Origin of the sequence: Hymenobacter caeli (assembly GCF_013294115.1) — a bacterium.
GTDB lineage: Bacteria > Bacteroidota > Bacteroidia > Cytophagales > Hymenobacteraceae > Hymenobacter > Hymenobacter caeli.
In genome coordinates this window covers 35570-60091 of record NZ_JABSNP010000018.1, presented here as the reverse complement: position 1 = coordinate 60091, position 24522 = coordinate 35570, and the positions used below count along the sequence as shown (strand labels likewise).

Annotated in this window: 21 protein-coding genes; 15 read left to right on the top strand and 6 right to left on the bottom strand. The window is 66.6% G+C overall.

Annotated elements, in window-relative coordinates; genetic code table 11:
• Positions 1–11: 11 nt before the first annotated feature.
• From porU to HNP98_RS16870, 3 genes are all read right to left on the bottom strand, one after another.
• Positions 12–3998: a type IX secretion system sortase PorU gene (gene porU / locus HNP98_RS16880; protein ID WP_173811343.1), complete on the bottom strand. Its 3987-nt coding sequence runs from the start codon at positions 3996–3998 to the stop codon at positions 12–14.
• A 97-nt stretch (positions 3999–4095) separates the two neighbouring features.
• Positions 4096–4842, bottom strand: a complete 747-nt coding sequence (locus HNP98_RS16875; protein ID WP_173811342.1) for a CDP-alcohol phosphatidyltransferase family protein — start codon at positions 4840–4842, stop codon at positions 4096–4098.
• Positions 4843–4892: 50 nt separating this feature from the next.
• Entirely contained in the window at positions 4893–5534 is a 642-nt protein-coding gene (locus tag HNP98_RS16870) for an MBL fold metallo-hydrolase (protein WP_173811341.1), read from the bottom strand.
• 139 nt (positions 5535–5673) lie between these two features.
• On the opposite strand from HNP98_RS16870, the gene HNP98_RS16865 reads away from it, so the two are divergent.
• The 15 genes from HNP98_RS16865 to HNP98_RS16795 all read left to right on the top strand — a co-directional run bounded on the left by HNP98_RS16865 (position 5674) and on the right by HNP98_RS16795 (position 22550).
• Positions 5674–6765 (top strand): NAD(P)/FAD-dependent oxidoreductase, encoded by a 1092-nt coding sequence (locus HNP98_RS16865; protein WP_173811340.1) that lies wholly within the window; start codon positions 5674–5676, stop codon positions 6763–6765.
• 50 nt (positions 6766–6815) lie between these two features.
• Complete coding sequence (locus tag HNP98_RS16860) at positions 6816–10049, top strand: PD40 domain-containing protein (protein WP_173811339.1); 3234 nt, start codon at positions 6816–6818, stop codon at positions 10047–10049.
• A gap of 179 nt (positions 10050–10228) precedes the next feature.
• On the top strand, positions 10229–10897 hold the full coding sequence (locus HNP98_RS16855) for a heme exporter protein CcmB (protein WP_380267434.1): 669 nt from the start codon (positions 10229–10231) through the stop codon (positions 10895–10897).
• 12 nt (positions 10898–10909) lie between these two features.
• Positions 10910–11668: a cytochrome c biogenesis protein CcsA gene (gene ccsA / locus HNP98_RS16850; protein ID WP_173811338.1), complete on the top strand. Its 759-nt coding sequence runs from the start codon at positions 10910–10912 to the stop codon at positions 11666–11668.
• A complete protein-coding gene (locus HNP98_RS16845) occupies positions 11658–11918 on the top strand; it encodes a CcmD family protein (protein ID WP_173811337.1) in 261 nt (86 codons plus the stop codon). The genes ccsA (HNP98_RS16850) and HNP98_RS16845 overlap by 11 nt, the downstream gene beginning before the upstream one ends.
• Before the next feature lie 224 nt (positions 11919–12142).
• The gene (locus tag HNP98_RS16840; protein ID WP_173811336.1) at positions 12143–12571 is read left to right on the top strand and encodes a cytochrome c maturation protein CcmE domain-containing protein; all 429 of its coding nucleotides are present in this window, start codon (positions 12143–12145) and stop codon (positions 12569–12571) included.
• A gap of 89 nt (positions 12572–12660) precedes the next feature.
• Entirely contained in the window at positions 12661–13749 is a 1089-nt protein-coding gene (locus HNP98_RS16835) for a hypothetical protein (protein ID WP_173811335.1), read from the top strand.
• Positions 13750–13772: 23 nt separating this feature from the next.
• Positions 13773–16361: a cytochrome c biogenesis protein CcsA gene (gene ccsA, locus HNP98_RS16830; RefSeq protein WP_173811334.1), complete on the top strand. Its 2589-nt coding sequence runs from the start codon at positions 13773–13775 to the stop codon at positions 16359–16361.
• Between the two features lie 188 nt (positions 16362–16549).
• Positions 16550–17395 carry a Rossmann-like and DUF2520 domain-containing protein gene (locus HNP98_RS16825; RefSeq protein ID WP_173811333.1) on the top strand — a complete coding sequence of 282 codons (846 nt, stop codon included), beginning with the start codon at positions 16550–16552 and terminating at the stop codon, positions 17393–17395.
• A 165-nt stretch (positions 17396–17560) separates the two neighbouring features.
• Positions 17561–17890 (top strand): 2Fe-2S iron-sulfur cluster-binding protein, encoded by a 330-nt coding sequence (locus HNP98_RS16820; RefSeq protein WP_173811332.1) that lies wholly within the window; start codon positions 17561–17563, stop codon positions 17888–17890.
• 120 nt (positions 17891–18010) lie between these two features.
• A complete protein-coding gene (gene iscX, locus HNP98_RS16815; RefSeq protein ID WP_173811331.1) occupies positions 18011–18247 on the top strand; it encodes a Fe-S cluster assembly protein IscX in 237 nt (78 codons plus the stop codon).
• A 139-nt stretch (positions 18248–18386) separates the two neighbouring features.
• Positions 18387–18581 carry a cold-shock protein gene (locus HNP98_RS16810; RefSeq protein WP_173811330.1) on the top strand — a complete coding sequence of 65 codons (195 nt, stop codon included), beginning with the start codon at positions 18387–18389 and terminating at the stop codon, positions 18579–18581.
• 137 nt (positions 18582–18718) lie between these two features.
• On the top strand, positions 18719–19651 hold the full coding sequence (locus tag HNP98_RS16805; RefSeq protein ID WP_173811329.1) for a geranylgeranylglycerol-phosphate geranylgeranyltransferase: 933 nt from the start codon (positions 18719–18721) through the stop codon (positions 19649–19651).
• A 74-nt stretch (positions 19652–19725) separates the two neighbouring features.
• On the top strand, positions 19726–20925 hold the full coding sequence (locus HNP98_RS16800) for a BamA/TamA family outer membrane protein (RefSeq protein ID WP_173811328.1): 1200 nt from the start codon (positions 19726–19728) through the stop codon (positions 20923–20925).
• Positions 20926–21332: 407 nt separating this feature from the next.
• Complete coding sequence (locus HNP98_RS16795) at positions 21333–22550, top strand: glycosyltransferase (RefSeq protein WP_173811327.1); 1218 nt, start codon at positions 21333–21335, stop codon at positions 22548–22550.
• A gap of 83 nt (positions 22551–22633) precedes the next feature.
• On the opposite strand, the gene HNP98_RS16790 is transcribed toward HNP98_RS16795, so the two are convergent.
• The 3 genes from HNP98_RS16790 to HNP98_RS16780 all read right to left on the bottom strand — a co-directional run bounded on the left by HNP98_RS16790 (position 22634) and on the right by HNP98_RS16780 (position 24272).
• The gene (locus tag HNP98_RS16790; RefSeq protein ID WP_173811326.1) at positions 22634–23314 is read right to left on the bottom strand and encodes a type 1 glutamine amidotransferase domain-containing protein; all 681 of its coding nucleotides are present in this window, start codon (positions 23312–23314) and stop codon (positions 22634–22636) included.
• Positions 23315–23359: 45 nt separating this feature from the next.
• Positions 23360–23668, bottom strand: coding sequence for a putative quinol monooxygenase (locus HNP98_RS16785; RefSeq protein ID WP_173811325.1), 309 nt, complete (start codon positions 23666–23668; stop codon positions 23360–23362).
• A gap of 136 nt (positions 23669–23804) precedes the next feature.
• Positions 23805–24272, bottom strand: a complete 468-nt coding sequence (locus tag HNP98_RS16780) for a MarR family winged helix-turn-helix transcriptional regulator (protein WP_246275183.1) — start codon at positions 24270–24272, stop codon at positions 23805–23807.
• Positions 24273–24522 lie beyond the last annotated feature (250 nt).

The following is a 24522-nucleotide window of genomic DNA, read 5'->3' as shown; positions in this document are numbered from 1 at the left end:
AAGAAAATGGATTAATTGAGGATAACGAGTTTTTCAAACTTGGACGCGGTGGCGCGGTCGCTCTGCGCCCGCACGCTCACCCGGTACACGTACACGCCCCGCGCCAGCTGGTCGTGGTATTCGTCGCGGCCGTCCCAGGTAATGCTTTTCTGGTGGGGCTCGCTGTTGACGATGGAGGCCGTGAGGGTGCGCACGAGTTTGCCCGACACCGTAAAAATCTGGACCTGCACGTCGAGGTCGTCGCCTTCGCGGTTTTGGTCGAAGTGAAACGTAGTAGCGCTGGCAAACGGATTGGGGTAGTTGAGCACGTGGCTCAGGGCCAGCTGCTCGGTGTGGGCCACCACGAACTCAATTTCCCGCTCCGCCGAGTTGTTGTACGTGTCCCAGGCCTTCACTTTCAGGGTGTGAGGCCCGGCCGTCAGGTCTTTGTAGAGGTACTTGGCCTGGCCGGCGCGGAAGTTGTCGACCTTGCCCACGTAGGCGTCGTTGAGTACCGTGAGCTTGGTGGGGTCGTTGTCGAGCACGGCCGTGATTTCGTGGCCGATGCCCGCGCCGGTGGTGTTGATGCCCGAGTTGTCGCTGAGGTCGGCCAGCAGGGTGGTGTTCTGGCCCGTGAGGCCCCCGAAGGCAAAGGTTTCGCTGTCCATGAACAGGGCCACCACGGGCGGAATGGTGTCGCGGGCCGCGCCGGTGGCCGCGCCGCCCACGGGCACGGCCAGCCGCCCGCCGGCGTCGGTGGTGCTCGAAAACGCGTAGAGGCTGATTTTGCCAATGCCCACGTTGTAGTTGATGTCCTTGGGCACCACGAAGCGCAGGCTGAACTGCCCGCCCGTCACGGTGGCCTGGCCGCTGTAAATCACGCTCTCCTGCACCTGCACCGGCCGGGGGCCGTCGGCCGGGGTGGCGGGCGAATACTTGCTGCCCAGCGTCTGCACCGTGGCGGGCTTGTCGTAAATCGTCACCTGGGCCGTGCCGTTGAAGGCCGTGCTCAGGGCCCCGGCGTTTAGCACGCGGCCGTGCAGGCGCACGGCGGCCAGGGCCTGCAACGTGGCGGGTGCGGCCCCGCCGGGCAGGTATTTCTTGTTCAAACTGTCGATTTCCGCTGTTTGCCGGGGGTAGGCCAGCGTCATGCTGGGGTCGCCGAGCAGGGTGTAGTTGCGGTTGTTGAGGATGCCGGCCGCGCCGGGGCCCGGGTAGGCATTTTTGGCCAGCATGGTCACGGTACCAATGGCCGGCATCTTTCCATTCGATAAGGGCCGGAACACGTTGTTGTAAAACTCCTGGTTAAGCCCGGCGTTTTGGAATGCTTCCACCACGCGGGTGGTTGTGAACAGGCCCACGGCTCCGCCGCCGTTGAGGTTGTCGGTGAGCACCTGCTCGCCGGCCGACGTAAAGTCGGGGTTGTCGTAGGTGCTCAGGTCGCAGGTGCCCGTCACCAGAAACGCCAGCCGGTCGTGGTTTTGCAGGGCCAGGGCGGAGGCGTTGGTGAAAATCTGTTCGTCCGACAGGCCCGAGGGGCCCCCGTGGCCGAGGTAGTTGATCAGCAGCGACCCCCCCTCGAACGACTCGTCCACGGCCTTGTTGGCCTCCGGCGAGCGCAGGCCGGCCGCCACCGACACCTGGGGGTATAGGTCGAGGTACACCTTGTGCACGTTGTAGTTGGGGGCCGTGGCCTGGATGCTGGCGGCCAGCGGTTCCGAGCCCTGGCCTACAAACAGGTCGTTGTTGCCGTCGTCGGCCCACAGCGAGAGGCGGTTGCGCCACTTGCCGAAGCTGGCCGCCGCGTCGTAGGCAATGAGCTTGTCCACCATCCGGCGGGCCATGTCGGTGTTGGCGGGCTGGCCCTTGGGGGTGCGCACGGGCAGGCGGCCCACGGCCACGTCCTGCACCTCGGTGCCGGTGGGGTACTCGTTCCAGTCGCCCTCGTCGTCGTCGAGCAGCCCGTAGTAGTCCTCCGACGAGTACGTGACCGTGTTGCCGTAAAACTGCGTCAGCGACTCGCGCGACTCGTAGGTGGGCACGTAGTTCTGGTTGATGGCGTCGAAGTCGGAGCCGGTTTTGAACGGGGCCCGGCCGGGCCACCACTTCGCCTCCAGCGACTTGTCGTTGTAGGGGCTGGACTTGTAGTCGAACGAAGCATCGCCGAACAGCAGCAGGTACTGGGCCTTGCCGGCCGGGGCCCGGTCGTACACCTGTTTCATGAAGTCGCGGATGGCCGTGGCGTCCTGCCCGCCCGAGCCGAACTCGTTGTACACCTCCTTCGTCGTGGCCACGGCCACCTTCAGGCCGTCGTGGGTGCGGCGGTGGTCGGCCAGCCGGTTGGCCTGCTCGCGGAAGGCCGGGTAGGTCACAATCACCAGGTCGTAGCTGCCGTCGAGGGCGTGCAGGTCCTGGTTGGGCACCTTGCCGAAGGCCCGGGGCGTGGCAAACGCGCCGTCGGGCTGAAAGGCCACGTACTCGCGCAGCGTGTCGGTGGCCGCCGCGAAGGCCCCGCTGCCGTCGAGGGCCTGGGCCACGGCGCGGCGCGGGTTGGTCACGTCCCACACGGCGGTGGCGGCGGTGGTGCCGGCCAGCACGAAGCGGCTCACCGCCCGGGGCCCCACGCTGGCCAGCGAGCGGAACTCCAGCGCCGGCCCGCTCAGCGTGAGGCGGCGCTGGGCGTTGAGTTCGAGGTAGTCGAGGTAGCCTACGCCCTGGCCGCTGTTGGTGGTGTAGGCCAGGTCCACGCTGGGGGCGGTCGGTGGGGCGGCGGGCAGCGCCACCGGCAGCGTCACGGTGTTCAGGGTGGCCACCGCATAAAACTGCTGGCCCGTGGTGGCGGCCAGCGGCACGGTGCCCACCGCCGTGCCGTTCAGCGACGCCTGAAACTGGCTGCCGTTCAGGTCGTTGGCGGCCAGCGCCAGCGTCAGCTGGGCGGTGGAGCCGGGCACCAAGTCGGGCAGGTTGCCCAGGGCAAAAGCCGGCGGGGCCACCGAACCCGAGAAGCTTTCCCCCAGCCACTGCCGGCCCGAGTGCAGCAGGTTCACCAGGTCGTGCTCGTAAAAAGCCCGCTCGTCGAACGTCGTGACGGTGCGCGTGGCCGCCGCGCCGGGGGCCCCCGCCGTGGCCACGCGGCGGGGCGCGGCGGCGGCGGCCTGCGTGGTCAGAAAGTAGTAGGCCGTGTCGGCGTAAATGTTGTTGACGTGCCGGAAGCGGCCGTTTTCGGCGTACCAGGTGTTGGGCCCCGGCGCGTAAAAGAGCAGGTACTCGTCGGCGTCGAAGGCGTTGTCGCCGTTGCCCTTGAAGAGCACCGCGTTTTCCACCAGGTCGTCGGGGCGGTAGGCGGCGTTGGCCTGGGGCAGCAGGCCCGCGGCGTTGCCGTAGAGGCGCAGGGTTTTGGGGTCGGTGGTGGCGGGGTTAAAGCCGATTTCCTTGAGCTTGGCCTGGTCAATCTTGTAGATGCCGTTGGCCGGCACGCCCAGCTTGTACCAGTCGCCGCTGGCCAGCACCGAGTGGGGGGCGTGGGCCCGGGTGGTGCCGCCGCTGCCGCCCCGGGCCCCCGTGGCGCGGCCGTACTCGGGCGAGTAGCTGAAATCGAACGAGACCAGGCGCTCGGCCTGGCCGGTCTGGGGGTTGCGGCGCACCGGGCGCAGGCTCAGGCGCGTGATGGGCAGCTTGGTCTCGGTGCCCGGCGTGAGCTGCACCACCGGCCCGGCCGGCAGCTTGCTCAGGTCGAAGAGCTTGGCGTCGGCGTCGGAAAACGCCTCGTACACCGGGTTCAGCAGCTGGCCCTCGCGCACGTCGCCGCTCAGCCGCAGGCTGAAGGTGCCCACCTGCTCATCAAACGCCGCCCAGGCCCCCGCGAAGGTGGGCACCCGCTGCGTGCGGCCGGTGCGGCTGGGCACTTCGGTGTAGCCGCCCCAGCGCAGGGCGGCGTGGGCCGTGGCCGCGCCGCCCTGCGCCCGCGCCGGCGCGTACCCTAACCCGACCAGCACCAGCAAGAGTAAAAGACGACGCATAGAATAACGACAAATGGCCCCGGGGGCAGCCCCAACGGGGCGGCCCGTGGCCGGGGCCTTAACTGAGGAGGTAGGTTTTTATTGTGGAGCGGTCCATTCAGGCCCGGCGGGGCCCGGCCACCGACAGCCCCACGTAGAGCAGCACCACCAGCGGCACCGCCGCGGCGTGCAGAAATATCATCAGCGCCACAGCCAGCAGCAAAAATAGGAACCGCTGCCGATTACCCACCCAGCCGAAGTCTTTGAACTTCAAAGCAAACAGCGGCAGCTCCGCCACCAGCAGCCCCGACAACAGCACGGTGAGGCCCAGCAGGGCCCAGGGGTTTAAAATTAAGGGAATGAGGGTGCTGAAGGCCGCCGGGCGCTTGGATTCGGCCGCCAGGATGAGCGGCAACGAGGCCACCACCAGCGTGCAGGCCGGCGTGGGCAGCCCGATGAAGGAGTTGGTCTGCCGGGTGTCATTGTTGAACTTGGCCAGCCGCAGGGCCGAAAAAATGGTGACTAGAAACGCCGCGTAGGGCAAATAATCAGCCCCCCAAGCCAACGGGTAACCTGCCGCTGCCGACTGGGCCGGGGCAAGCCGAAGAAGCTGGAACAAAATGGCCCCCGGCACCACCCCGAACGACACCATATCGGCCAGCGAGTCCAGGTCTTTGCCGATGGGCGACGATACGCGCAGGGCCCGGGCCACCAGGCCGTCGAGGAAATCGGCCACCGCCGCCAGCCCCACCAAGTAGGCCCCCGTCACAAGGTTGAGCGGGCGGGTAGAGAATATAAAGGTCAGCGCCAGGCAGCCACACAACAGGTTCAGGCAGGTGAGGGCGTTGGGAAGGTGCTTTTTCAAGGGCAACGGTGGGCGGATAAACGAAGAAAGGGCAATGGCCTGCGCACCAGTTAGTTCAGAGACGGGTTGCCGCGCCGCTCGGCCCCGATGGTGGTGGTGGGGCCGTGCCCGGAGTGCACCACGGTGCTGTCGGGCAGGGTCATCAGCTGGGCGTCGATGCTGCGCAGCAGCGTCACCAGGTCGCCGCCGGGCAAATCGGTGCGGCCGATGCTGCGCTGGAACAGCACGTCGCCGCCGATGAGCTGCCCGCTGGGCGCGTGGTAGAACACGACGTGCCCGGGCGCGTGGCCCGGGGCAAAGCGCACCTCCAGCTCGGTGTCGCCGAAGCGCACGGGCTCACCGGCCGCCAGGGCCCCCGTGGGCTCGGCGGGCTGGTAGGCCCCGAAGCCATAGGGCCCGGCGTAGGTCGGTACGCCGGCCAGGGTGGGCCGGTCGAGGTCGTGCACCAGCAGGGGCGTGCCGGGCCAGGTGTGCAGCACGAAGGCGCAGCCCAGCACGTGGTCGATGTGGGCGTGGGTGAGCAGCACGGCACTCACCCGAAGCCGGTTGTCGTCGATGTACTGCCGCAGCTCGGCCTGCTCGGCGGCGGTGTAACAGCCGGGGTCCACGACGACGCAGGCGCGGGTGGCCTCGTCGCTAAGCACGTAGGTGTTTTCCGAAAAAGCGTTGAAGGTGAAAGTTTTAATCAGCATGGTAAGAAGCAGGCAAGAAAAAGATTGGCTCCAGCAGCCGGAACGGGGCCCCGGGGCCCGGTGACGAAAGTCGCCGCGAAGCCGGGGCAAAGTACGGCAGCAGCCCGGCGTTTGGGCCCGCTGGCCTTACCTTGCCGCGATGACGGAGTGCGACGTTTTGGTGGTGGGCCACGGCCTGGCGGGGGCTACGCTGGCCGACGAGCTGCGGCGGCGCGGCCAGCGGGTGCTGGTGTACGACGCCGGCCGGCCCGACTCCGCTTCGCGGGTGGCGGCGGGCCTCGTCAACCCCGTGGCGGGCCGGCGCTTTGCCCTGGCCTGGCGGGCCGCCGAGCTGATTCCCTGCGCCACCGCCTACTACCGGGCCCTGGAAGCCCGGCTGGGCCAGTCATTTTACACGGCCGTACCCATCTTCAAGGTGTTTGGCTCGGCCGAAGAGCTGGCGCACACCCTGGCCCGCAGCGCCGCCCAGCCCTGGGGCGACTTCGTGGGCGAAATCCTGGCCCACGACCCCGGCCTGCCCGGCGTGGCGGCCCCCCACGGCGGGGCCTGGCTGCGCCACGGCGGCTACCTGGCCGTGGCCGAGCTGCTGGCCGCGCTGGCCGCCGAAGGCGCGGCCGGCGGCTGGCTGCGGCGCGAAACTTTTGCCTGGGCCAAGCTCGTTAGCGCCCCGGCCGGGGCCTCCCCGGCGTTTGAGTACGACGGCACCGTGCGCGCGCACCAGGTGGTGTGCTGCGAAGGGGCCGAAGCCGTTAACAATCCGTACTTTAATTGGTTGCCCCTTACGCCCAACCAGGGCGAGGTGCTCGACGTGGAATGCGCCGGCCTGGCCGCCGGGCAGGTGCTCAACCGGAGCGCCTACGTGGTACCGCTGGGGGCGGGGCGCTTCCGCGTGGGGGCCACCTACCGCTGGCCGCCGTTTGCCGACGGGCCCACCGCCGAGGGCCGCGCCGAGCTGGCCGGCCGCCTGGCCGCCCTCACCCACGCGCCGTTTGCGGTGGTGGGGCAGCGGGCGGGGGTGCGGCCCGCCGTGCGCGACCGCAAGCCGCTGCTGGGGGCCCACCCGGCGGTGCCGGGCCTCAGCTTCTGCGGGGGCTACGGCTCGAAGGGCGTGGTGCTGGCCCCCCGGCTGGCGGTGCTTTTTGCCGACTGGCTCGCCGGCCGGGCCGACCTTTGGCCCGAGGTGAGCCTGGCGCGGTACGCGGCCCTGGGGCCCGGGCCGGGGCCCGGTTGATTTTTACGTTGTACGGCGGACTAATTTCCGCCTTTGTTCGTTGGCTGATTATGAGAGATATTTCTTCGGTGATGAGGGCGGTGCGGGGCGCGTGCGCACTGGCGGCGCTGGTGGCCGCGGCGGGCCCGGCCCGGGCCCAAACGGCCCAGGAGCAGTTCGGGCGGGTGCGCATCCAGTACAAAACGCTGCACTGGCAGCAGTATGCCACCTCCAACTTCACGGTGATGTACTACGACGGCAACGAGCCCGCCGCCCGCCGCGCCGTCGATTACGCCGAAAAGGAGCTGCAGCGCATCACGGCGCTCATCGGGTACTACCCGTACTCCAAAACCACCCTGATGCTCTACAACTCGGTGGGCGACCTGCGCCAGAGCAACATCGGCCTCGACCCCAACCCCGAAACCGTGGCCGGCGGCGACGCCCCCCTGGCCCGCATGAGCAAGGTGCAGATTGCCTTCACCGGCCTGCAAACCGACTTCAAGCGCGAGGTCAGCTACCAGCTCACGCAGGTGCTGCTGAACGACATGATGTACGGCGGCTCGCTGCGCGAAGTGCTGCAAAGTAGCTACCTGCTGCAACTGCCCGACTGGTTCATCGGCGGGGCGGCGGCCTACGGGGCCGAGGGCTGGAGCGTGGACATGGACGGCTACATGCGCGACATGACGCGCCTCTACCCCAGCGGCAACCGCACGGCCCCGTTTTTCATCCGCGACCCGCGCCTGGCCGGCCAGAGCATCTGGAACTACATCGCCGAGCGCTACGGCTACACCTCGGTGCAAAACATTCTGAACCTGACGCGCATCACCCGCGACGCGGAAGTGGGCATCAGCTCGTCGCTGAACGTGCCGTACAAAACGTTTCTGCGCGACTGGCTGGCCTACTACCGGGGCATCAACAACGCGGCGGCCACGGCCGCGCTGGCCGTGCCCGACGCCAAGTTCCAGGTGGGCGGGCGCAACCGCCGGGCCGTCATTTACTCGCAGCCCGTGCTCAGCCCCAACGGCCAGCAGCTGGCCTACGCCGTGAACGAGCTGGGCCGCTACCGCGTGGTGGTGGCCAACCGCGACGGCAGCCACCGCCGCACCGTGGGCCGCGGCGGCTACAAAACCCCCGACCAGCAGGTGGAAAGCCGCCTGCCCGTGCTGGCCTGGCGCGGCAACGCCCAGGTGGCCGTGGCCGAAACCGACCAGGGCGTGATGACGCTGCACCTGCGCAGCGCCAGCGGCAGCAACCTGCTCGACCGCTTCCGCTCGGTGGTGCAGTTCCGGCGGCCCGCCTCGGTGCTCCAGAGCTACGACCAGGTGCTGGCCATGAACTACTCGGCCGACGGCAAGGCTCTGGTGTTCAGCGCCGTGCGCGGCGGCCAGAACGACTTGTTCGTGCTGCGGGCCGGCAGCCGCCAGGCCGAGCAGCTCACCAACGACTTGTTCGACGACGTGCAGCCGGTGTTCCTGCCCAACGGCCAGGGCATCGTGTTCAGCTCCAACCGCTACCTCGATTCGCTGGGGCGGAGCCGGCCGGCCACCTTCCCCAACGTGGTGAACAACTACGACCTGTTCCTCTACCACCTCGACGGGCGGGCCCTGCCGGTGGAGGCCCTGGCCAGCACCATCTCCAACGAAACCCGGCCCCGCGCCATCTCCGACGACGAAATCCTGTACCTGGGCGAGGAGAGCGGCGTGCGCAGCCTCTACCGCTACTCGCTCAAAACCAAGGAGCGGGCTTTGCTGACGGGCTTTTTGCCCAACGTCAACGACTTCGACTACAGCCCCGCCACCACGGCCCTGGCCTTCGTGGCCCCGGCGCAGGCCCGCGACGTGCTGTACAGCTACCCCACGTTTGCGCTGCCCGCGGCGCTGCCCGGCATAAAAACCACCCGCCAGAAAACCCTGGAAGACCGCTCGGCCGCGCCGGTGGCCGCCGCCAAGGCCGCGGCCAGCGTGACCACGCCCACGGCCGACAGCACGGGGGCCCCCGGCACGCGCCGGGCCCGCCGCAAAGCCAACGAGGCGGTGAACACGAACGACTACGTGTTTGAGGAAGACGAGCCCGTGCAGCCCAAGCGCGCGGCCCGGCGCGCCCCCGTGAACAAAGTGCTGCCCGACGTGCCCAAGGTGACCGGCCCCTTCCGCTACGACACGCGCTTCATGGCCGACAACATCACCACCTCGCTCTACTCGGACCCGCTGCTGGGCATCGGCCTGCAGTTCCGGGCCCACCTGAACGACATTCTGGAGAACCAGCGCATCGACGCGGGACTGTTCGGGCTCTTCGACCTGCGCACCAGCAACATCAACGCCTCGTACACCAACCTCACCCGCCGCATCGATTACACCATTGCCTACCAGAAGCAGGCTTACTTCTTTGATTTGCAAGACGGTACGTTCCGCTACGGGCGGCAGGCGGCGGCCGTTACTTTCTCTTACCCGCTCACCCACAACCTGAGCCTGCGGGCGGGCCCCCGCTACGAAAACCTCAACCGCACCCGGACCGACAACTTCCTCAACAACCTCGACACCAACCAGAACTACCTGGGCTACAAGGCCGAGATGGTGTTCGACAACTCCATTGCCACCGGCGTGAACATGCTGCGCGGCACCCGCATGAAAATAGCCCTGGAGCAGCTGCGCGGCATCAACAACGCGCCGCTCAACTTCGGCAAGCTCACCATCGACCTGCGCCACTACCAGAAGGTCCACCGCTCCATCATCTGGGCCAACCGGGCCAGCTACGGGCAGTATTTTGGGCCCAACACCCAGTACTTCCGCCTGGGCGGCATGGACAACTCCTTCTTTGCCAACTACAAGGGCGACCGGGTGAATTTCCTGCCCAACGTGCCGGAACTGGACCCCAGCCAGCTGTTCAACCAGCAGTTCGTGACCAACCTGCGGGGCTTCGACTACAGCACCCGCTACGGCTCGCGCTACTTGCTGTTCAACAGCGAGCTGCGCATCCCCATCGTGCAGTATTTCGCGCGGCGGCCCATCACGTCGTCGTTCCTGCGCAACTTCCAAATCACGGGCTTCGTCGACGCGGGCACGGCCTACAACGGCGGCAACCCGCTCAGCGTCGACAACTCGAACAACACCCTCACCTTCGGCGGCAACGGCAACCCGTTCTCGGGCACCGTCACCAACTTCAGCAACCCGCTGCTGGTGGGCTACGGGGGCGGCATCCGCAGCACGCTGTTCGGTTTCTACGGCAAGGCCGACGTGGCCTGGGGCCGCGAAAACTACGTGACCAATCCGCCCAAGTTCTACTTCACGCTGGGCTACGACTTCTAGCCGCAGATTTTGCAGGTTTAAAAGAATTTCGCTGATTTCTAATGGTTTGCAAGGGCCCCCGGTTTTATCTGGGGCCCTTCTTTTTTGGCTGTAGGGCCTGAATTTGTGGAACTGCGTTTCGGCACCCGCGCCGGGCGCGGGTCGTATCTTTGCGGCCCGAAACCCACCCGTTGCCCGTGCTGCTCCGCGAAATTTATGCCCTGCTCGCCAAAGACTTCCGCCTGGAGTGGCGGCAGCGGGCGGCGCTGGGCGGGCTGGTGCTGTACGTGGGCAGCACGGTGTTCGTATGCTTTCTGAGCTTCAGCCTGCGCGGCGGGCAGCCCCCGGCCCCGGCCTGGAACGCCTTGTTCTGGGTGATTCTACTGTTCGCGGCCGTCAACGCCGTGGCCAAGGGCTTCATGCAGGAAAGCCCCGGCCAGCGCCTCTATTACTACACGCTGGTGCGGCCCCAGGCCATCATCCTGGCCAAAATGCTCTACAACGCGCTGCTGCTGCTGGGCGTGGGGCTGCTGGGTTTGTTTCTCTACACCACCTTTTTGGGCAACCCGATTCAGGACCTGTCCTTGTTCCTGGCCAACCTGGTGCTGGGGGCCCTGGGCTTCGCCACCACGCTCACGCTGGTATCGGGCATTGCGGCCAAAGCCGGCGGCAACGGCGCTACTTTGATGGCTGTGCTTGGTTTTCCGGTAATGATTCCGATGCTTTTGTTGTTAATCAAAGTCAGCAAGAACGCCCTCGACGGCCTTGACCGCGGCCTGAGCCAGCAATCCATCATCACCCTGCTGGCCCTGAACGTAATTGTGGCGGGGACGTCGTACCTGCTGTACCCTTTTTTGTGGCGCGGTTAAGCCTTGGTTATCATGAGCAAAGCAACCTTAGGAATTATCATCTCCCTCGTCAGTCTCGTCGTCACGGTGGGGGCGGTGTGGGGCGGGCAGCGGCTGATTGAGTCGCGCGGCCGGGGCGCGTGGAAGTGGGTGGCGGTGGTGCTCATCGTGGGCTCGGCCGTGGCGGGGCTGCTCATTCCGGTGCCGCGCCTGCCCATCGTGAACGAGAGCATCCGCAACCTGTTTTTCCACGTGCCCATGTGGTTCGGGATGATTATGGTGATGCTCGTGTCCATCGTGTACTCGATGCAGTACCTGCGGCGGCCCTCGGCGCGGCTCGACATCCTGGCCCACGAAGCGGCTAAAACCGGCATTTTGCTGGGCGTGCTGGGCCTGGCCACCGGCAGCCTGTGGGCCCGCTACACCTGGGGGGCCTGGTGGACGCCCGACCCCCGCCTGAACGCCGCCGCCGTGGCCCTCCTTATATATGGGGCCTACCTGGTGCTGCGCGGCTCGTTCCGCGACGACCAGCAGCGGGCGCGGGTCTCGGCCATCTACAATATTTTTGCGTTTGCGGCGGCCATTCCGCTGCTGTTCATCCTGCCCCGCATTTCGGGCAACAGCCTGCACCCGGGCCAGACCGGCAACCCCGGCTTCAACAAGTACGACCTCGACAGCACCATGCGGCCCGTGTTCTACGCCGCCGTCATTGGCTGGATTTTGTTTGCTTTCTGGCTCACCCAGGTCAGCAGCCGGCTGACGCTCCTTCAACACCACCACGATGACCAATAAGCTTTTTCGGTACTTCCTAGCGGCCTGCTTTGGGTTGCAGCTCGTGCTGGGCACCGCCGCCCACGCCTGGGCGCAGGCCCCCGGCCCCGACGCCCCCGCGATGGCCGACGACCTGCGGGCCAGCGGCAAAATCTACGTGGTGGTGGCCGCCGTCGTCGTCATCATCGCCGGCCTTCTGGTTTACCTCATCGCCCTCGACCGCAAGGTGGGCCGCCTGGAGAAAAGGACCACAGATTTAACGGATTTCTAACGGATTTAACGGATTTTTTGGGGTTCCGCCGCGGCTTTTGAATTAAGCAGGTCGGGTAGATTTTTCTCCTGCCGGCCGTTACCTTTTCCTGGTTATTTCTGTTATGATTCGTCGCTCCGCTAATTTTGCTACCTTTTCCTTGGCCCGCCGCCTGACCCGATAACCCAGCGGCGGAACCCCAAAAAACCTGTTGAATCCGTTAGAAATCCGTTAAATCTGTGGTCATGAAGAGGACTCATATTTTCGTTATCGCCATCATCGCCGTCGCGGCCGGCATCATCCTCAGCACTACGGCCGATGCCAGCGTGTACGTGCTGTTTGGCGAAGCCCGGCAGCGGGCCGCCGAGGGCAACGCCACCAAGGTGCACGTGGTGGGCCGCCTGCCCCGCGACGCCCAGAACCACCCCGTGGGCCTGCAATACGACCCGATGGTGGACCCCAACTACTTCGCCTTCACCCTCGTGGACTCCACACACGTGGCCCAGCGCGTGGTGTACAACAACCCCAAGCCCCAGGATTTTGAAACCTCCGAGCAGGTCGTCATCACCGGGGCCATGCGCAGCGGCGTGTTCATGGCCGACAACATCCTGCTGAAGTGCCCGAGCAAATACGTGAAGAAAGACCTGAAAGGCACTGAGGTAGCCGCCAAGTAGCGGTGGGCACGCGCCCCCGCCCGGGAAAATCGTTCAGCCGTTTCGGGCTCCCTTGCCACCGGCACCGGGCCCTGAAACGGCTGGTTTTTTTGCTCATCACGGCGCTGTGTTCTAGTTCGAATGGTTGGGCCCAGGTGGCCAACGACAACATCGAGAATCGCCGGGTACTGAAGCTGAATGAAACCATCACCTCCAACACCACGGGCTGCACCGTGCAGCGCAGCTGCGTGGACGAGCGCCTAACGGGACAGTGCATTCAGTACCACAACGACCAGTGGTTTGAGTTTACGCCGGCCGCGGCGGGGCGCTACTTCGTGAACATCGGCGGGCAGCGGTGCCGCGACGTGCGCGGGGTGCAGCTGGTGGTGCTCAGCGGCCAGCCGTGCCAGCCGGCTACGTACCAGGTGCTTAGCTGCACCTCGCTCGGCACCCAGGACGACGTATTCGTGGCCCTGGAAAACCTGCAGGCCGGCCAGCCCTACCTACTGGACGTGGACGGCTACCTGAAAGATTTCTGCCAGTTTACCTTGCAAGTGAGCGGCCGGGCGGTGGGCGTGCCCGCCGTGCCGCCGCCCGCCTCGCTGGCCGGGGCCCTGCCCGGCACCAGCCGCGTGGTGCAGGTGGCCTGGGCCTTGCCCGACTCGCTGGCCGGGGCCCCGCGCTGCCGGGTGCTGCGCCGCGAGCAGCACGAGTTCCGTAGCGCCGAGCGCCACCGCGTGCCGGTGACGCGCAACAGCTACGGCGGCCGCCCCGCCGCCTACGCCGTGGCCGATACGCTGCCCCGGCCGGGCTACTATTTATACCAGGTAGTGGCCGATGCCGCGCCCAACGGGCTGGCCACCCCGGTTTTGCTCAAGCAGTTTTGGGTGGCCTACAGCCAGCTCAACCCCCTGCTGGGGCCCCTGCCCACCGAGCCGCACCTGGAGCTGCCCTTGGGCAAGTACCCGCGCCGGGCCAGTTTGTCGGTGCTGGTAACCGATGCGGTGAGTGGCCGGGTGCTGCTAAATAAGCAGCTGGTAAACCAACCAAACGCCCCGAAAATGGGTTGGGTAGATATATCCCAGTGGCAGGCGGCGGGCGTCCGCAAGGTGGCCGTTGAAATTGTCTGCCACCCGCTGCGCGGCCGGTTTTCTACCGACCGTTTGCTGTTTGATGTGCCGCCGGTGGCCGCGCCGTAAATTTGCCCGATATTCTGATTTATATGAACTTACTAGTTGGAGACATTGGCCACCTGAGCGTTATCGTGGCGTTTGTGGCGGCAATTGTGGCGGCCTACGCCTACTTCCAGGCGACGCGGGGCCGGGCCCTGGGCGACGTGGACGCCAGCTGGCAGCGGCTGGGCCGGGGCGCGTTTTTCGTGCACGGCGCGGCCGTGCTGGCCGTGGTGGGCTGCCTGTTCGACATCATCTACCACCACCGCTACGAGTATTATTACGCTTGGAGCCACAGCTCCAACCACCTGCCCATCAAGTACATGATATCGTGCTTCTGGGCCGGGCAGGAGGGCAGCTTCCTGCTCTGGATATTCTGGCAGGTGCTGCTGGGTGTGGGCGTGATGGTGTTCAACAAGCGGTGGGAAGCGCCGGTGCTGGCCGTGTTCAGCGCGGTGCAGGCCTTTCTGGTGAGCATGATTGTGGGCGTGGTGGCCGGGGGCCTGAAAATCGGCTCCTCGCCGTTCATGCTGCTGCGCGAGTTCCTCACCGACCTGCCGGTGTGGAAAACCAACCCCAACTTCGTGCCCAAGGACGGCACCGGCCTCAACGCCCTGCTCCAGAACTACTGGATGGTGATTCACCCGCCCACGCTGTTCCTGGGCTTCGCCCTCACGCTGGTGCCGTTCGCCTTCGCCATCGCCGCGCTCTGGAAAAAGGAGCTGACGGCCTGGGTGAAGCCCGCCATTCCGTGGGCCCTGGTGGGCGGCGGCGTGCTGGGCGTGGGCGTGGTGATGGGGGCCTACTGGGCCTACGAAACCCTCAACTTCGGCGGCTACTGGAACTGGGACCCGGTGGAAAACGCCGTGTACATTCCGTGGCTGGTGCTGGTGGCGGGCCTGCACGGCCTGGTGCTGTGGCAGCGCCGCCGCACCGGCCTGCGCACGGCCTACGCGCTGGTCATCACCACGTTTATTTTGGTGCTCTACGCCACGTTCCTCACCCGGAGCGGGGTGCTGGGCAACGCCTCGGTGCACTCGTTTACTGATTTGGGCCTCTCGGGGCAGCTGCTCATCTACCTGGGTTTCTTCACGGTGCTGGCCGTGGGCCTGCTGGTCTGGCGCTGGAAGGACATTCCGGTGTCGGAGAAAGAGCTGACCATGTACAGCCCCGAGCTGTGGGTGTTCGTGGGCACCACGGTGCTGTGCCTGGGCGCGTTCCAGGTGCTGTTCACAACCAGCATTCCGGTGTACAACGCCTTCATGGGCTTTGTCGGCATCAAAACCAACGTGGCCCTGCCCGCCGACCAGGTGGCCCACTACTCCAAGCTGCAACTGTGGATGGGCGTGGGCATTGGGGTGCTCTCGGGCCTGGGCCAGGTGATGTGGTGGCAGCGCAACGACAAGGAAACCCTGCTCAACGCCCTCACGCCGTCCGTGCTGCTGGCGCTGCTGGGCACGGCCCTGGCGGTGCTGCTGGTGCGCTACAACGGCCTCACGATTTCGCCGCCCTTCGTGGCGCTGTTCCTGGCCGGGCTCTTCGGGGTGCTGGCCAACCTGGGGGCCCTGTTCACGCTGGCGCGGCGCGGCATCACGCTCTCGGGCGGGGCCCTGGCCCACCTCGGCGTGGCCCTGATGCTGCTGGGCGTGCTGGCCTCGTCGGGCTACTCGGCCATCATCTCGCGCAACGTGTCGGGTCTGCTCTACTCGCGCGAGTTTTCGGAAGACATCAACCGCGACAACGTGCTGCTGTACCGCAACGAGGCCGCGCCCATGCACGGCTACCAGCTCACCTACGCCGGCCAGTACTTCGAGGTGCCCGGCGTGCCCGGCTACGTGAACAAGCAAGTGCTCTTCCGCACCGACGACGACTACAAGACCCTGGCCCGCGCCGACATCAAGGTGGGCGGCAAGCTGTACTACAAGATGGGCGACACGGTGACGGTTATACCCGAAAACACCTACTACCGCGTCGATTACACCAACAAGGCCTCGGGTGAGCGGTTCACGCTCTACCCCCGTGCCCAGGTGAACGAGCAGATGGGCGGGGGCGGCATCCTGGCCTCGCCCGACATCAAGCACTTCTGGGACCACGACATCTACACCCACATCAGCGGGGCCCCCGACACGCGCAAGGACAAGCAGTGGAGCGAGCCCAAGGAGCACGTGCTGAGCGTGGGCGACACCATTTTCCTGAACGACTACTTCGCCGTGTTCCGTGCCATCGAGCCGGCCAAGGAAACGGTGGGCCTGGGCCTGCAAAAAGGCGACCTGGCCTTGCAAGCCGACATGGTGGTGTACGGCGAGCAGCGGCAGTACCACGTCCACCCGCTGTTTGTGGTGCGCAACCGCCTGGTGGGCCGCGTGCCCGACGAGGTAGACGACCTCGGCATCCGCCTCAGCCTGAACACCATCGACCCGCAAAAGGGCAAGTTCACCTTCGGCGTGAGCACCGCCCAGAAGGACTACATTATCCTGAAGGCCATGCAGAAGCCGTTCATCAACCTGCTCTGGAGCGGCACGCTGCTCATGGCCCTGGGCTTCGGCCTGAGCCTGCGCCAGCGCAACACCCGGCGCAACGCGGGCCCAGAAGTTGGCCCCGTAGCTGAGCCCCGCGCCCGCCTGGAGCCAGTAGCGTAAAGGTTGGTTTTGGTAACAGATACCGGGGTGGTCCGGCGACTTTTTTTGTCGTCGGGCCACTCTGGCGTTGAACGGTTGGCATTGGCCAGATAGCTCTGGGCAGCGGCTCCGTTTAAAGTAAGCGTGGCCCGAGACGGAAAAAGTCGCCGGACCACCCCGGTATTTGACCGTTTTTATTTAAGTAGCGCATGGCCCCAGAACTTGTTACCGACCCCGCCCGGCCCCGACCCGCTCCGCTGCGCATCGGCCTGTTCGGGGCCGGGCGCGTGGCCGGGCAGCTGGGCCCGGCGCTGGTGGCGGCCGGCCACGCGGTGGTGTTCGTGTGGAGCCGCCAGCCGGCCACGGCCGCCGCCCTGGCCGCCCAGCTGCCCGGCACGCCCGTGCTGACGGACCTGGCCGCTCTGCCCCCGGCCGACGCCTACCTGCTGGCCGTGCCCGACGCGGCCGTGGCTCCGCTGCTGGCGGCCGTGGCCTGGCCGGCCGGGGCCGTGGTGGCCCACCTGGCCGGGGCCCTGCCGCTGGCGGTTTTTGCGGCGCGGCCGGCCGTGCGGGGCGGGGTGCTCTACCCGCTCCAGACCTTCAGCCCGGGCCGGGCCGTGGACTGGGCCGCCGTGCCGCTGTGCGTGGAAGCCGCCGACGCTGCCACCGAAACCCTGCTGCTGGCCCTGGCCCGCAGCCTCAGCGCCGACGTGCGCCGCCTGGCCTCGGCCGACCGGCTGCGGCTGCACGTGGCGGCCGTGTTCGCCAACAACTTCACCAACCACGTGCTGGGCATTGCCGACGCGTTGCTGGCCGAAGCTGGCCTGCCCGCCGCGCTGCTGGCCCCGCTCGTGCGCGAAACCGTGGCCAAGGCCCTGGCCGCCGGCTCGCCCTTCGGGGTGCAAACGGGGCCCGCGGCCCGCCGCGACGCGCCCACGCTGGCTGCCCACCGGGCCGCGCTGGCCGCGCACTCGGCCTGGCTCGGGGTGTATAACTCGCTCACGGCCAGCATCCAGGCCGAGCTGCTGGCGGAAGCGGGCCCGGCCGCTGGCTAGCGGCGGCTTTGATGCCGGGGCGGGCGGGGCTACCTTTGCGGCCGCGTTGGGGCCCTGGCCCGCACAAAATTTCGGGGCCGCCGGCCAACCCTCGCGGGGGTCGGGTGGTTGAGCCCTAGGCGCTTGCCCATCGGGCAGCCATCATTTACCTAAGAAACCAGCTTCGTGCCCGCCACTACCATTACGTTCCAGTTTCAGGACGGCCAGCCGGCCCAAACCCACGTGGCGGCCGCCGGCGAATCGGTGCTCGACGTGGCCCTGAACAACGCCATCCAGCTCCAGCACAATTGCGGCGGGGTGTGCGGGTGCAGCACCTGCCACGTGTACGTGGACAAAGGCGGCGACGCGCTGCCCGAAATCAGCGACAAGGAAGAGGACTTCATCGACCGCGCCGAGAACCCGCGCATTACCTCGCGCCTGGCCTGCCAGTGCGTGGTGGAGGCTGGCACGCAGCTCACCGTCACCATTCCCGTGCAGCACTTCCTGGGGCACTAGGCCGCGCCGGTTATGGGTTATAAGTTATGGGTTATGAGTTGCTCGCCGGGCCCCAGCCCGGTACTTCTCCGCCAGTCACCAACTCATAACCCATAGCTTTTAACTCGTAACTAACAAAAGATGAATCACTTCGAACCCCCCATCCAGTGGGCCGACCACGAGGACGTGGCCATGGCGCTGTACGAGAAATTTGGCAACGACTTCCCAGAGGCCCGCATCTACCGCATCCGCTTCACCGACCTGATTGACTGGGTGCTGACGCTGCCCAACTTCGCCGGCACCCGCGAGCAGGCCACCGAGGGCCACCTCGAGCAAATCCAGGCCAAGTGGGTGTACGAGTGGCGGGATAACCAATAAAGGCAAAATGCCGGGCCGGGGCCGGGCGGCTCAACCCGCCGCCCGGCCCCGCCGTATGTGCGGGGGTGCCCGGCTGCGTTGGTGGGGCGAGGCAATCCGGCCGCCTGTTTAGGCCCTTTCCACATTTTCTTTTATTGCGATGCACACCGGGACCGTAAAGTTTTTTAACGAGGAAAAGGGGTACGGTTTCATCACCGACGAAGCCACCCGCGAAGATTTCTTCGTGCACGTGACCGGCCTCAACGGGGGCCAGATTCAGCAAAACGACCGGGTGGAGTTCGAAACCCAGGAGGGCCGCAAGGGCGTGAACGCCGTGAACGTGCGCAAAATCTGATTTTCGTGCCCCGCCCTGCGGGGGCGTTTTTTTGCAAAGGCTTCCCGGCACCGCCGCGAAGCCTTTGCTGCGTTTAGATGCGTTTGGCGGCCGGGGCCGGGGCTGGGCCCCACCTTTGCGGCACACGCCGCTCCGCCATGCCCGCCGCCCCGTTTTCTGCGCTGCCGCCCACCGGGCCCCCGGGCCCCTGCGGGGCCCCGGGCGCGGCGCGGGGCCGCTTGCTGGCCGGCCTGGTGCGCTGGCCCAACCTGCTCATCATGCTCCTGAGCCTGGCGCTGGTGCGGGCGGGCCTGCTGCTGCCGGGGCAGGTGGGGGCCCTGCTGGCCCCCCGCTTCGGCCTGCTGGTGCTCAGCGCCCTGCTGGTGGCGGCGGCCGGCTACATCATCAACGACTACTACGACGTGAAAATCGACGCCATCAACCGGCCCGACCGGCTGGTGGTGGGGCGCGTGGTGCGGCGGCGCAGCGCCATGCTGGCCCACCTGGTGCTGAGCGGGGCGGGCGTGGCGCTGGCCGCGTACCTGTCGCCGCTGCTGGGGGGCGTCACGCTGGGGGCGGCGCTGCTGCTGTGGGGCTACTCGGCCCGCTTCAAGCGGGTGGCGCTGGTGGGCAACGTCAGCATCGGGGCCCTCACGGCGGCGCTGGTGCTGCTGCCAGAGTTGCAGCTGCGCACCGGCAACCCGGTGGTGTGGCGCTACGCGCTGGCGGCGTTCCTGCTCACGGTGGTGCGCGAAATCGTGAAGGACGTGGAGGACATGCGCGGCGACGCCCAGCACGACTGCCACACCCTGCCGCTGGTGCTGGGCGTGGCCCGCACCAAGTGGGTGGCGGGGTTTTTCCTGGCTTGCCTGGCGGTGCTCACGGGCGGGGCGGTGGCCTGGTTGGCGGCGCACGGGCCCTGGCCGCTGGCCGCGTGGCTGGGGGCCTTGGTGCTGCTGCCGCTGGCGGCGCTGGCCCGCCTGCTGGCGCTGGCCGACCGCCGCCGCCACTTCCGCCAGCTCAGCACTTGGTGCAAAGGCATCATGCTGGCGGGGGTGCTGAGCATGGCCCTGGCCGGCGGGGTGGGGTAGGGGCCCGGCGGGGCCTCAACCGTAGGCGCGGGAAATCCGTTAGGTGAAGCAGCTTTTCATTTTTTATTCAGATAATGCGTTTTTTATCCTTTGCCGCGCTGTTGGCCGGCCTCTCTTCCGCGGCGTTGGCCCAGCCGGCGGCCTCGCCCGATGGCCCGGTGGTGCCCTTGGCCGTGAAGCCCGCCCCACCGGCCCCGGCCCTCGGCAAGCCCAAGAAAAACCTCACGATTCTGCCCATCCCGGTGCTGTTTTACCAGGCCGAAACCGGCATCGGCTACGGCATCGGTGGCCTGCTGAGCGGCCGCTTCGGGGCCGACACCACCGTGCGCTCGTCCAACGCCCGCATTCAGTACTGGCAGACGGCAAAAAAGCAGTCGCTCATCCAGTTCGTGCACACCATCTACACACCGGGCGAGAAGTACTACCTCAACGGCGAAGTTAGCGGCTACGACCAGCTGCTGTACTATTACGGCAAGGGCAACAACACCGCCACCGGAAACCAGTCGAACGTGGCCTACAAGCTGTTCATCGTGAACCAGCGCGTGCAAAAGGCCATTGCGCCGAAGCTATTTTTCGGGGCCCAGTACCGCCTCACCGACGTGAGCCAGATTGAGGCCCGCGACGGGTCCGAAGATGGCGGAACCAACTATTTTTACCGCGACCCGCGCCTGAGCGACCGGGAGCGGATGGGCACCACGGTGTCGGGCCTGGGCCCGGTCCTCACCTACGACACGCGCGACGTGGCGCTGGGGGCCACGCACGGCAACCTGGTGGACGCCACCGTGATGTTCAACGGCAAGGCCTTGGGCTCGGATTACAAATTCGTGCGCTACCAGTTGGACGTGCGCCACTACCAGCCGGTTTTTTCGGACAATACCATTTTTGCCGTGCAGTTTCTGGGGCAGTTCCACAGTGGCGACGTGCCCTTTCGTGAGCTGGCCGGCATCGGGGCCAACCTCGGCGGCACGCTTTACGACAACGCCAACCTGCTGCGCGGCATCTACGAGCAGCGCTACCGCGACCGCCAGATGATGATGGTGCAGGCTGAACTGCGCCAGCACGTGTTCTGGCGCATCGACGTAGCGGCCTTTGCCGGGGCAGGCGAGGTGGCCAACGGAGCCAGCGACTTTTCCACCAGCGGCATCAAGGGCTCGGGCGGGGCCGGCCTGCGGTTCAACTTCATCCGGCGCGACCGGGTGAACCTGCGCCTGGACTACGCGGCGGGCGCGGGCTCGAAGTCGGGCATCCTGTTCGCCATCGGCGAGGCTTTTTAGCGCCAACCGGCGCAGGGCCCCCAAGGCTTGGCGCCTAAAAAAGCCCCGGCCCGCTCAGCGGGCCGGGGCTTTTTTAGGCGCCGTTTGCGCCAGCTCCCGCACGGGGTAGCGGCGCTTAGGCTTGCCCGACTTGCTGGAGAACGGCGCAGCGATTAAGATGCAGGCAGGCTTTGCCACCCTATTTTACGGCTCCTCATTCGATGTGCCAATGGCGGCTTGACGAATAAACAGGCAGCAATTAGCTGCTATAAGTATTTGATGATAAAGTGTTCATGTCCGAAATAATTTAGTAAATTTTTGCCCCGGGCCCGGGCTTTCGCCGAGGGCTAAAAAAGGTGGCATTTTGTCGGGGGAAACGCCGTTTTTTTTCAGCCGCGCCCCCGGTTAGGGCGTAAAAGCGCGGTACCATGAACACCGCCACTCCGCTACGCTTCCAAGCCGCCCGCGAAGCCGCCGCCGCTCCCACCCCGGTACCCGCTGCCCCTGACCATGCCCCCGACTACGCGGCTCAGCTGCGGCGGCAGCTGCCCCCGCCCCACGCCGCGCTGCGGGCCTGCGTCATCATACCTGCCAAGAACGAAGCCGCGGCGCTGCCCGCCACACTGGCCGCCCTGGCCGCGCAAACCGACCTGGCCGGGCAGCCCCTGCCGCCCGGCACCTTCGAGGTAATCGTGCTAGCCAACAACTGCACCGACGGTACGGCCGCTGCCGTGCGGCGGTTTGCCGGCCAGCGTCCCGGCCTGGCGCTGCACGTGGCCACCCTGTGCCTGGCCGCCTCCGATGCCCACGTGGGCCGCGCCCGCCGCCTGCTGATGGACGAAGCCTGCCAGCGCCTACTGGGCCTGGGGCGCTTCAACGGCCTCATTGCCAGTACCGACGCCGACACCCGGGTGGCGCCCGACTGGCTGGCGGCCACCCGGGCCGAAATTGCGGCCGGGGCCGACGCCGTGGGCGGCCGCATCCTCACCGACGCCGCGCCCAGCGGGCGCTGTCCGGTGCGCCGCACTCAGCTGCGCGACGCGGCCTACCACCTGCTCTGCGCCCGGCTCGAGGCGCGGCTCGACCCCCAGGCCGCCGACCCGTGGCCGCGCCACCACCAGCACTTCGGGGCTAGTCTGGCCCTCACGGCCCGCGTCTACCGCCGCGTGGGGGGCCTGCCCGTGCGCCGCTACCTTGAAGACGAAGCCCTGTGCCAACAGCTGCGCCGCCACGACCTGCGCCTGCGCCACAGCCCCCGCGTGGTGGTGCACACCTCGCCGCGCCGCTGCGGGCGTGTGGAGGTGGGCCTTTCGTGGCAGCTGCGCGAGTGGGCCGCGCAAACCGCGGAAAATCTGGAGCCCCAGGTTCCCTGCCCGCGCCACCTGGCGGCGTTGTGGCAAGCGCGGCGGCGGCTGCGCACCTGGTGGGCCCACGCGGTTCCTTTTGGGGCTCCCGGGCAGGGCGTGGCCGCTGCCCTGGGCCTGGCCGGCAAGCCCCTGGCCCGGCAGGTGCTGGGCAGCCGCACGTTTGGCCGGCTCTGGGAGTGGGTGGAGCAGGCCCGGGCCGCTGCCGGAGTGGCCGTGCCGCAAGTGCCGCTGAGCGAGGCCCTGGCCTGGCTGCGGGCCCAGACCACCGGCGCCGAATAACAAGCAGTAAATGCAAAAAGCCGCCCCAGCCGCCCCGGAAACGGGGACAGCCAGGGCGGCTTTTCAAGGGTAGCTGGTTGAGCTTACTTGGCCAGCATCGCCAGCAGGGCTTCGGCGGCGGGGCCCGACGAGGCAGGGTTCTGGCCGGTGATGAGGTGGTCGGCGCTTACTACGTAGGGGGCCCAGTCGGCTCCTTTCGAGTAGTTGCCGCCGTTGGCTTTCAGCATGTCCTCTACCAGGAAGGGTACCACGTCGGTCAGCTGCACGGCCACTTCTTCGGTGTCGGTGAAGCCGGTTACGGCTTTGTCTTTCACAAGTGGCGAGCCATCGGCGGCTTTTGCGTGGCGCAGCACGGCGGGGGCGTGGCATACGGCGGCCACGGGCTTGCCGGCGGCGTACATGTTCTCAATCAGCGCGATGGAGATTTTGTCTTCGGCCAAATCCCAAAGGGGGCCGTGGCCGCCGGGGTAAAACACGGCATCGTAATCGGCGGCCGATACGCTGGCGAGCGTCGCGGTGTGGGCCAGGGCCTGCTGGGCGGCGGGGTCTTTCTTGAAGCGTTCGGTGGCTTCGGTTTGGGCGCTGGGGCTGTCGCTGCTTGGGTCGAGGGGCGGCTGGCCGCCTTTGGGCGAGGCCAGGGTCAGGGCCGCGCCGGCGTCTTTAAACACGTAGTAGGGAGCAGCGAATTCTTCCAGCCAAAAGCCGGTTTTTTTGCCGGTGTCGCCGAGTTGGTCGTGCGAGGTCAGCACCATCAGGATTTTCATGGGAATCAAAAAAAAGTGAAAAACGCGGGTTGGGGGCCCGAAAAACTATCCGAGTAATTTATAAAACGTCACCGTGCGCTCCGTCAGCAAGGGCACAATCTGGCCCAGCACCAGCTGCTGGTAGTGGGCCGAGTCGCGGTGGGCTTCCAGGGCGGCCTGGTCGGCGTACTGCTCGTAGAACAGGAAGTGCGCGGGGTCGGTCGGGTCCTGGTGGCCGAGGTAAAGCAGGTTGCCCGGTTCATTTTCGCGCACGGCCGCGGCGGCTTGCCGCATCAGCTGGCGCACGGCTTCGGCTTGTTCGGGCCGCGTGCGCCATTCGGCGGCCACGCAAATAATGTCAGCGGAAGGGCTCATGATAAAAGGAGGGGAACGCGGGCGTGGCCGCGCCAGAGGGTGGATAATAGCCTGGGTTATCTGCCCGGGTGCGCGGCACCCTTGGGCCCAGCCGGTGCTGACGCCCTAAAACAGGCCCTAAAAAACGGTGGGCCTATCAAGCCAGCTGGGTTAGAAGGTTTTGCAACTGCTGGCGCAGGGCTTCGAAGGCGGCGGGCGTCAGGGCCAACTTTTCGAGCAGCTTTTCGGGCACGTGGCCGGCCCGCTGCTGCAAGTCGCGCCCGGCGGGCAGCAGCCCGACGATGACCGAGCGCTCGTCGCGCGGGTCGCGGCGACGGCTCACCCACAGCTTCTGCTCCATGCGCTTGAGCAAGGGGGTGAGTGTGCCCGAATCGAGCAGCAGTTGTTCGCCCAATTGCTTCACCGTCAGTTCCTGGTACTGCCAAAGCAGTAAAAATACGAGGTACTGGGGGTAGGTGAGGCCCAGCTCTTGCAAGTGGGGCTGATAGGCTTTAGTCAGCATCCGCGAAGCCGCGTACAGCGGGAAGCACAGCTGCTTGTCCAGCTGCTGCAAGGGGTTGGCGGAAGGCATGTCGGCTGGCTTGCTCATGGCGGTCGGACTCAAAACGGGATTTAGCCGCATAAAGTTTAATTGCCTGCAATTAAATTTATATAAACCAGAAAACTTTGTGTTTTGCCCTCGCTGGATTATTGTCCCGTCCCCAAAAAACTGTTTTGTGTGGATGCCTCAGCTCCTGAAACGGAGCTAAGGGCGCACCCTTGCAACTCAGGCTTGAACAGCAGGTCCGGCAGCAGATTTGCACGCCATCCTGGCAGGCACTCCAGTGGCCTCGTTCAAGCCTGAAACGCGAGGA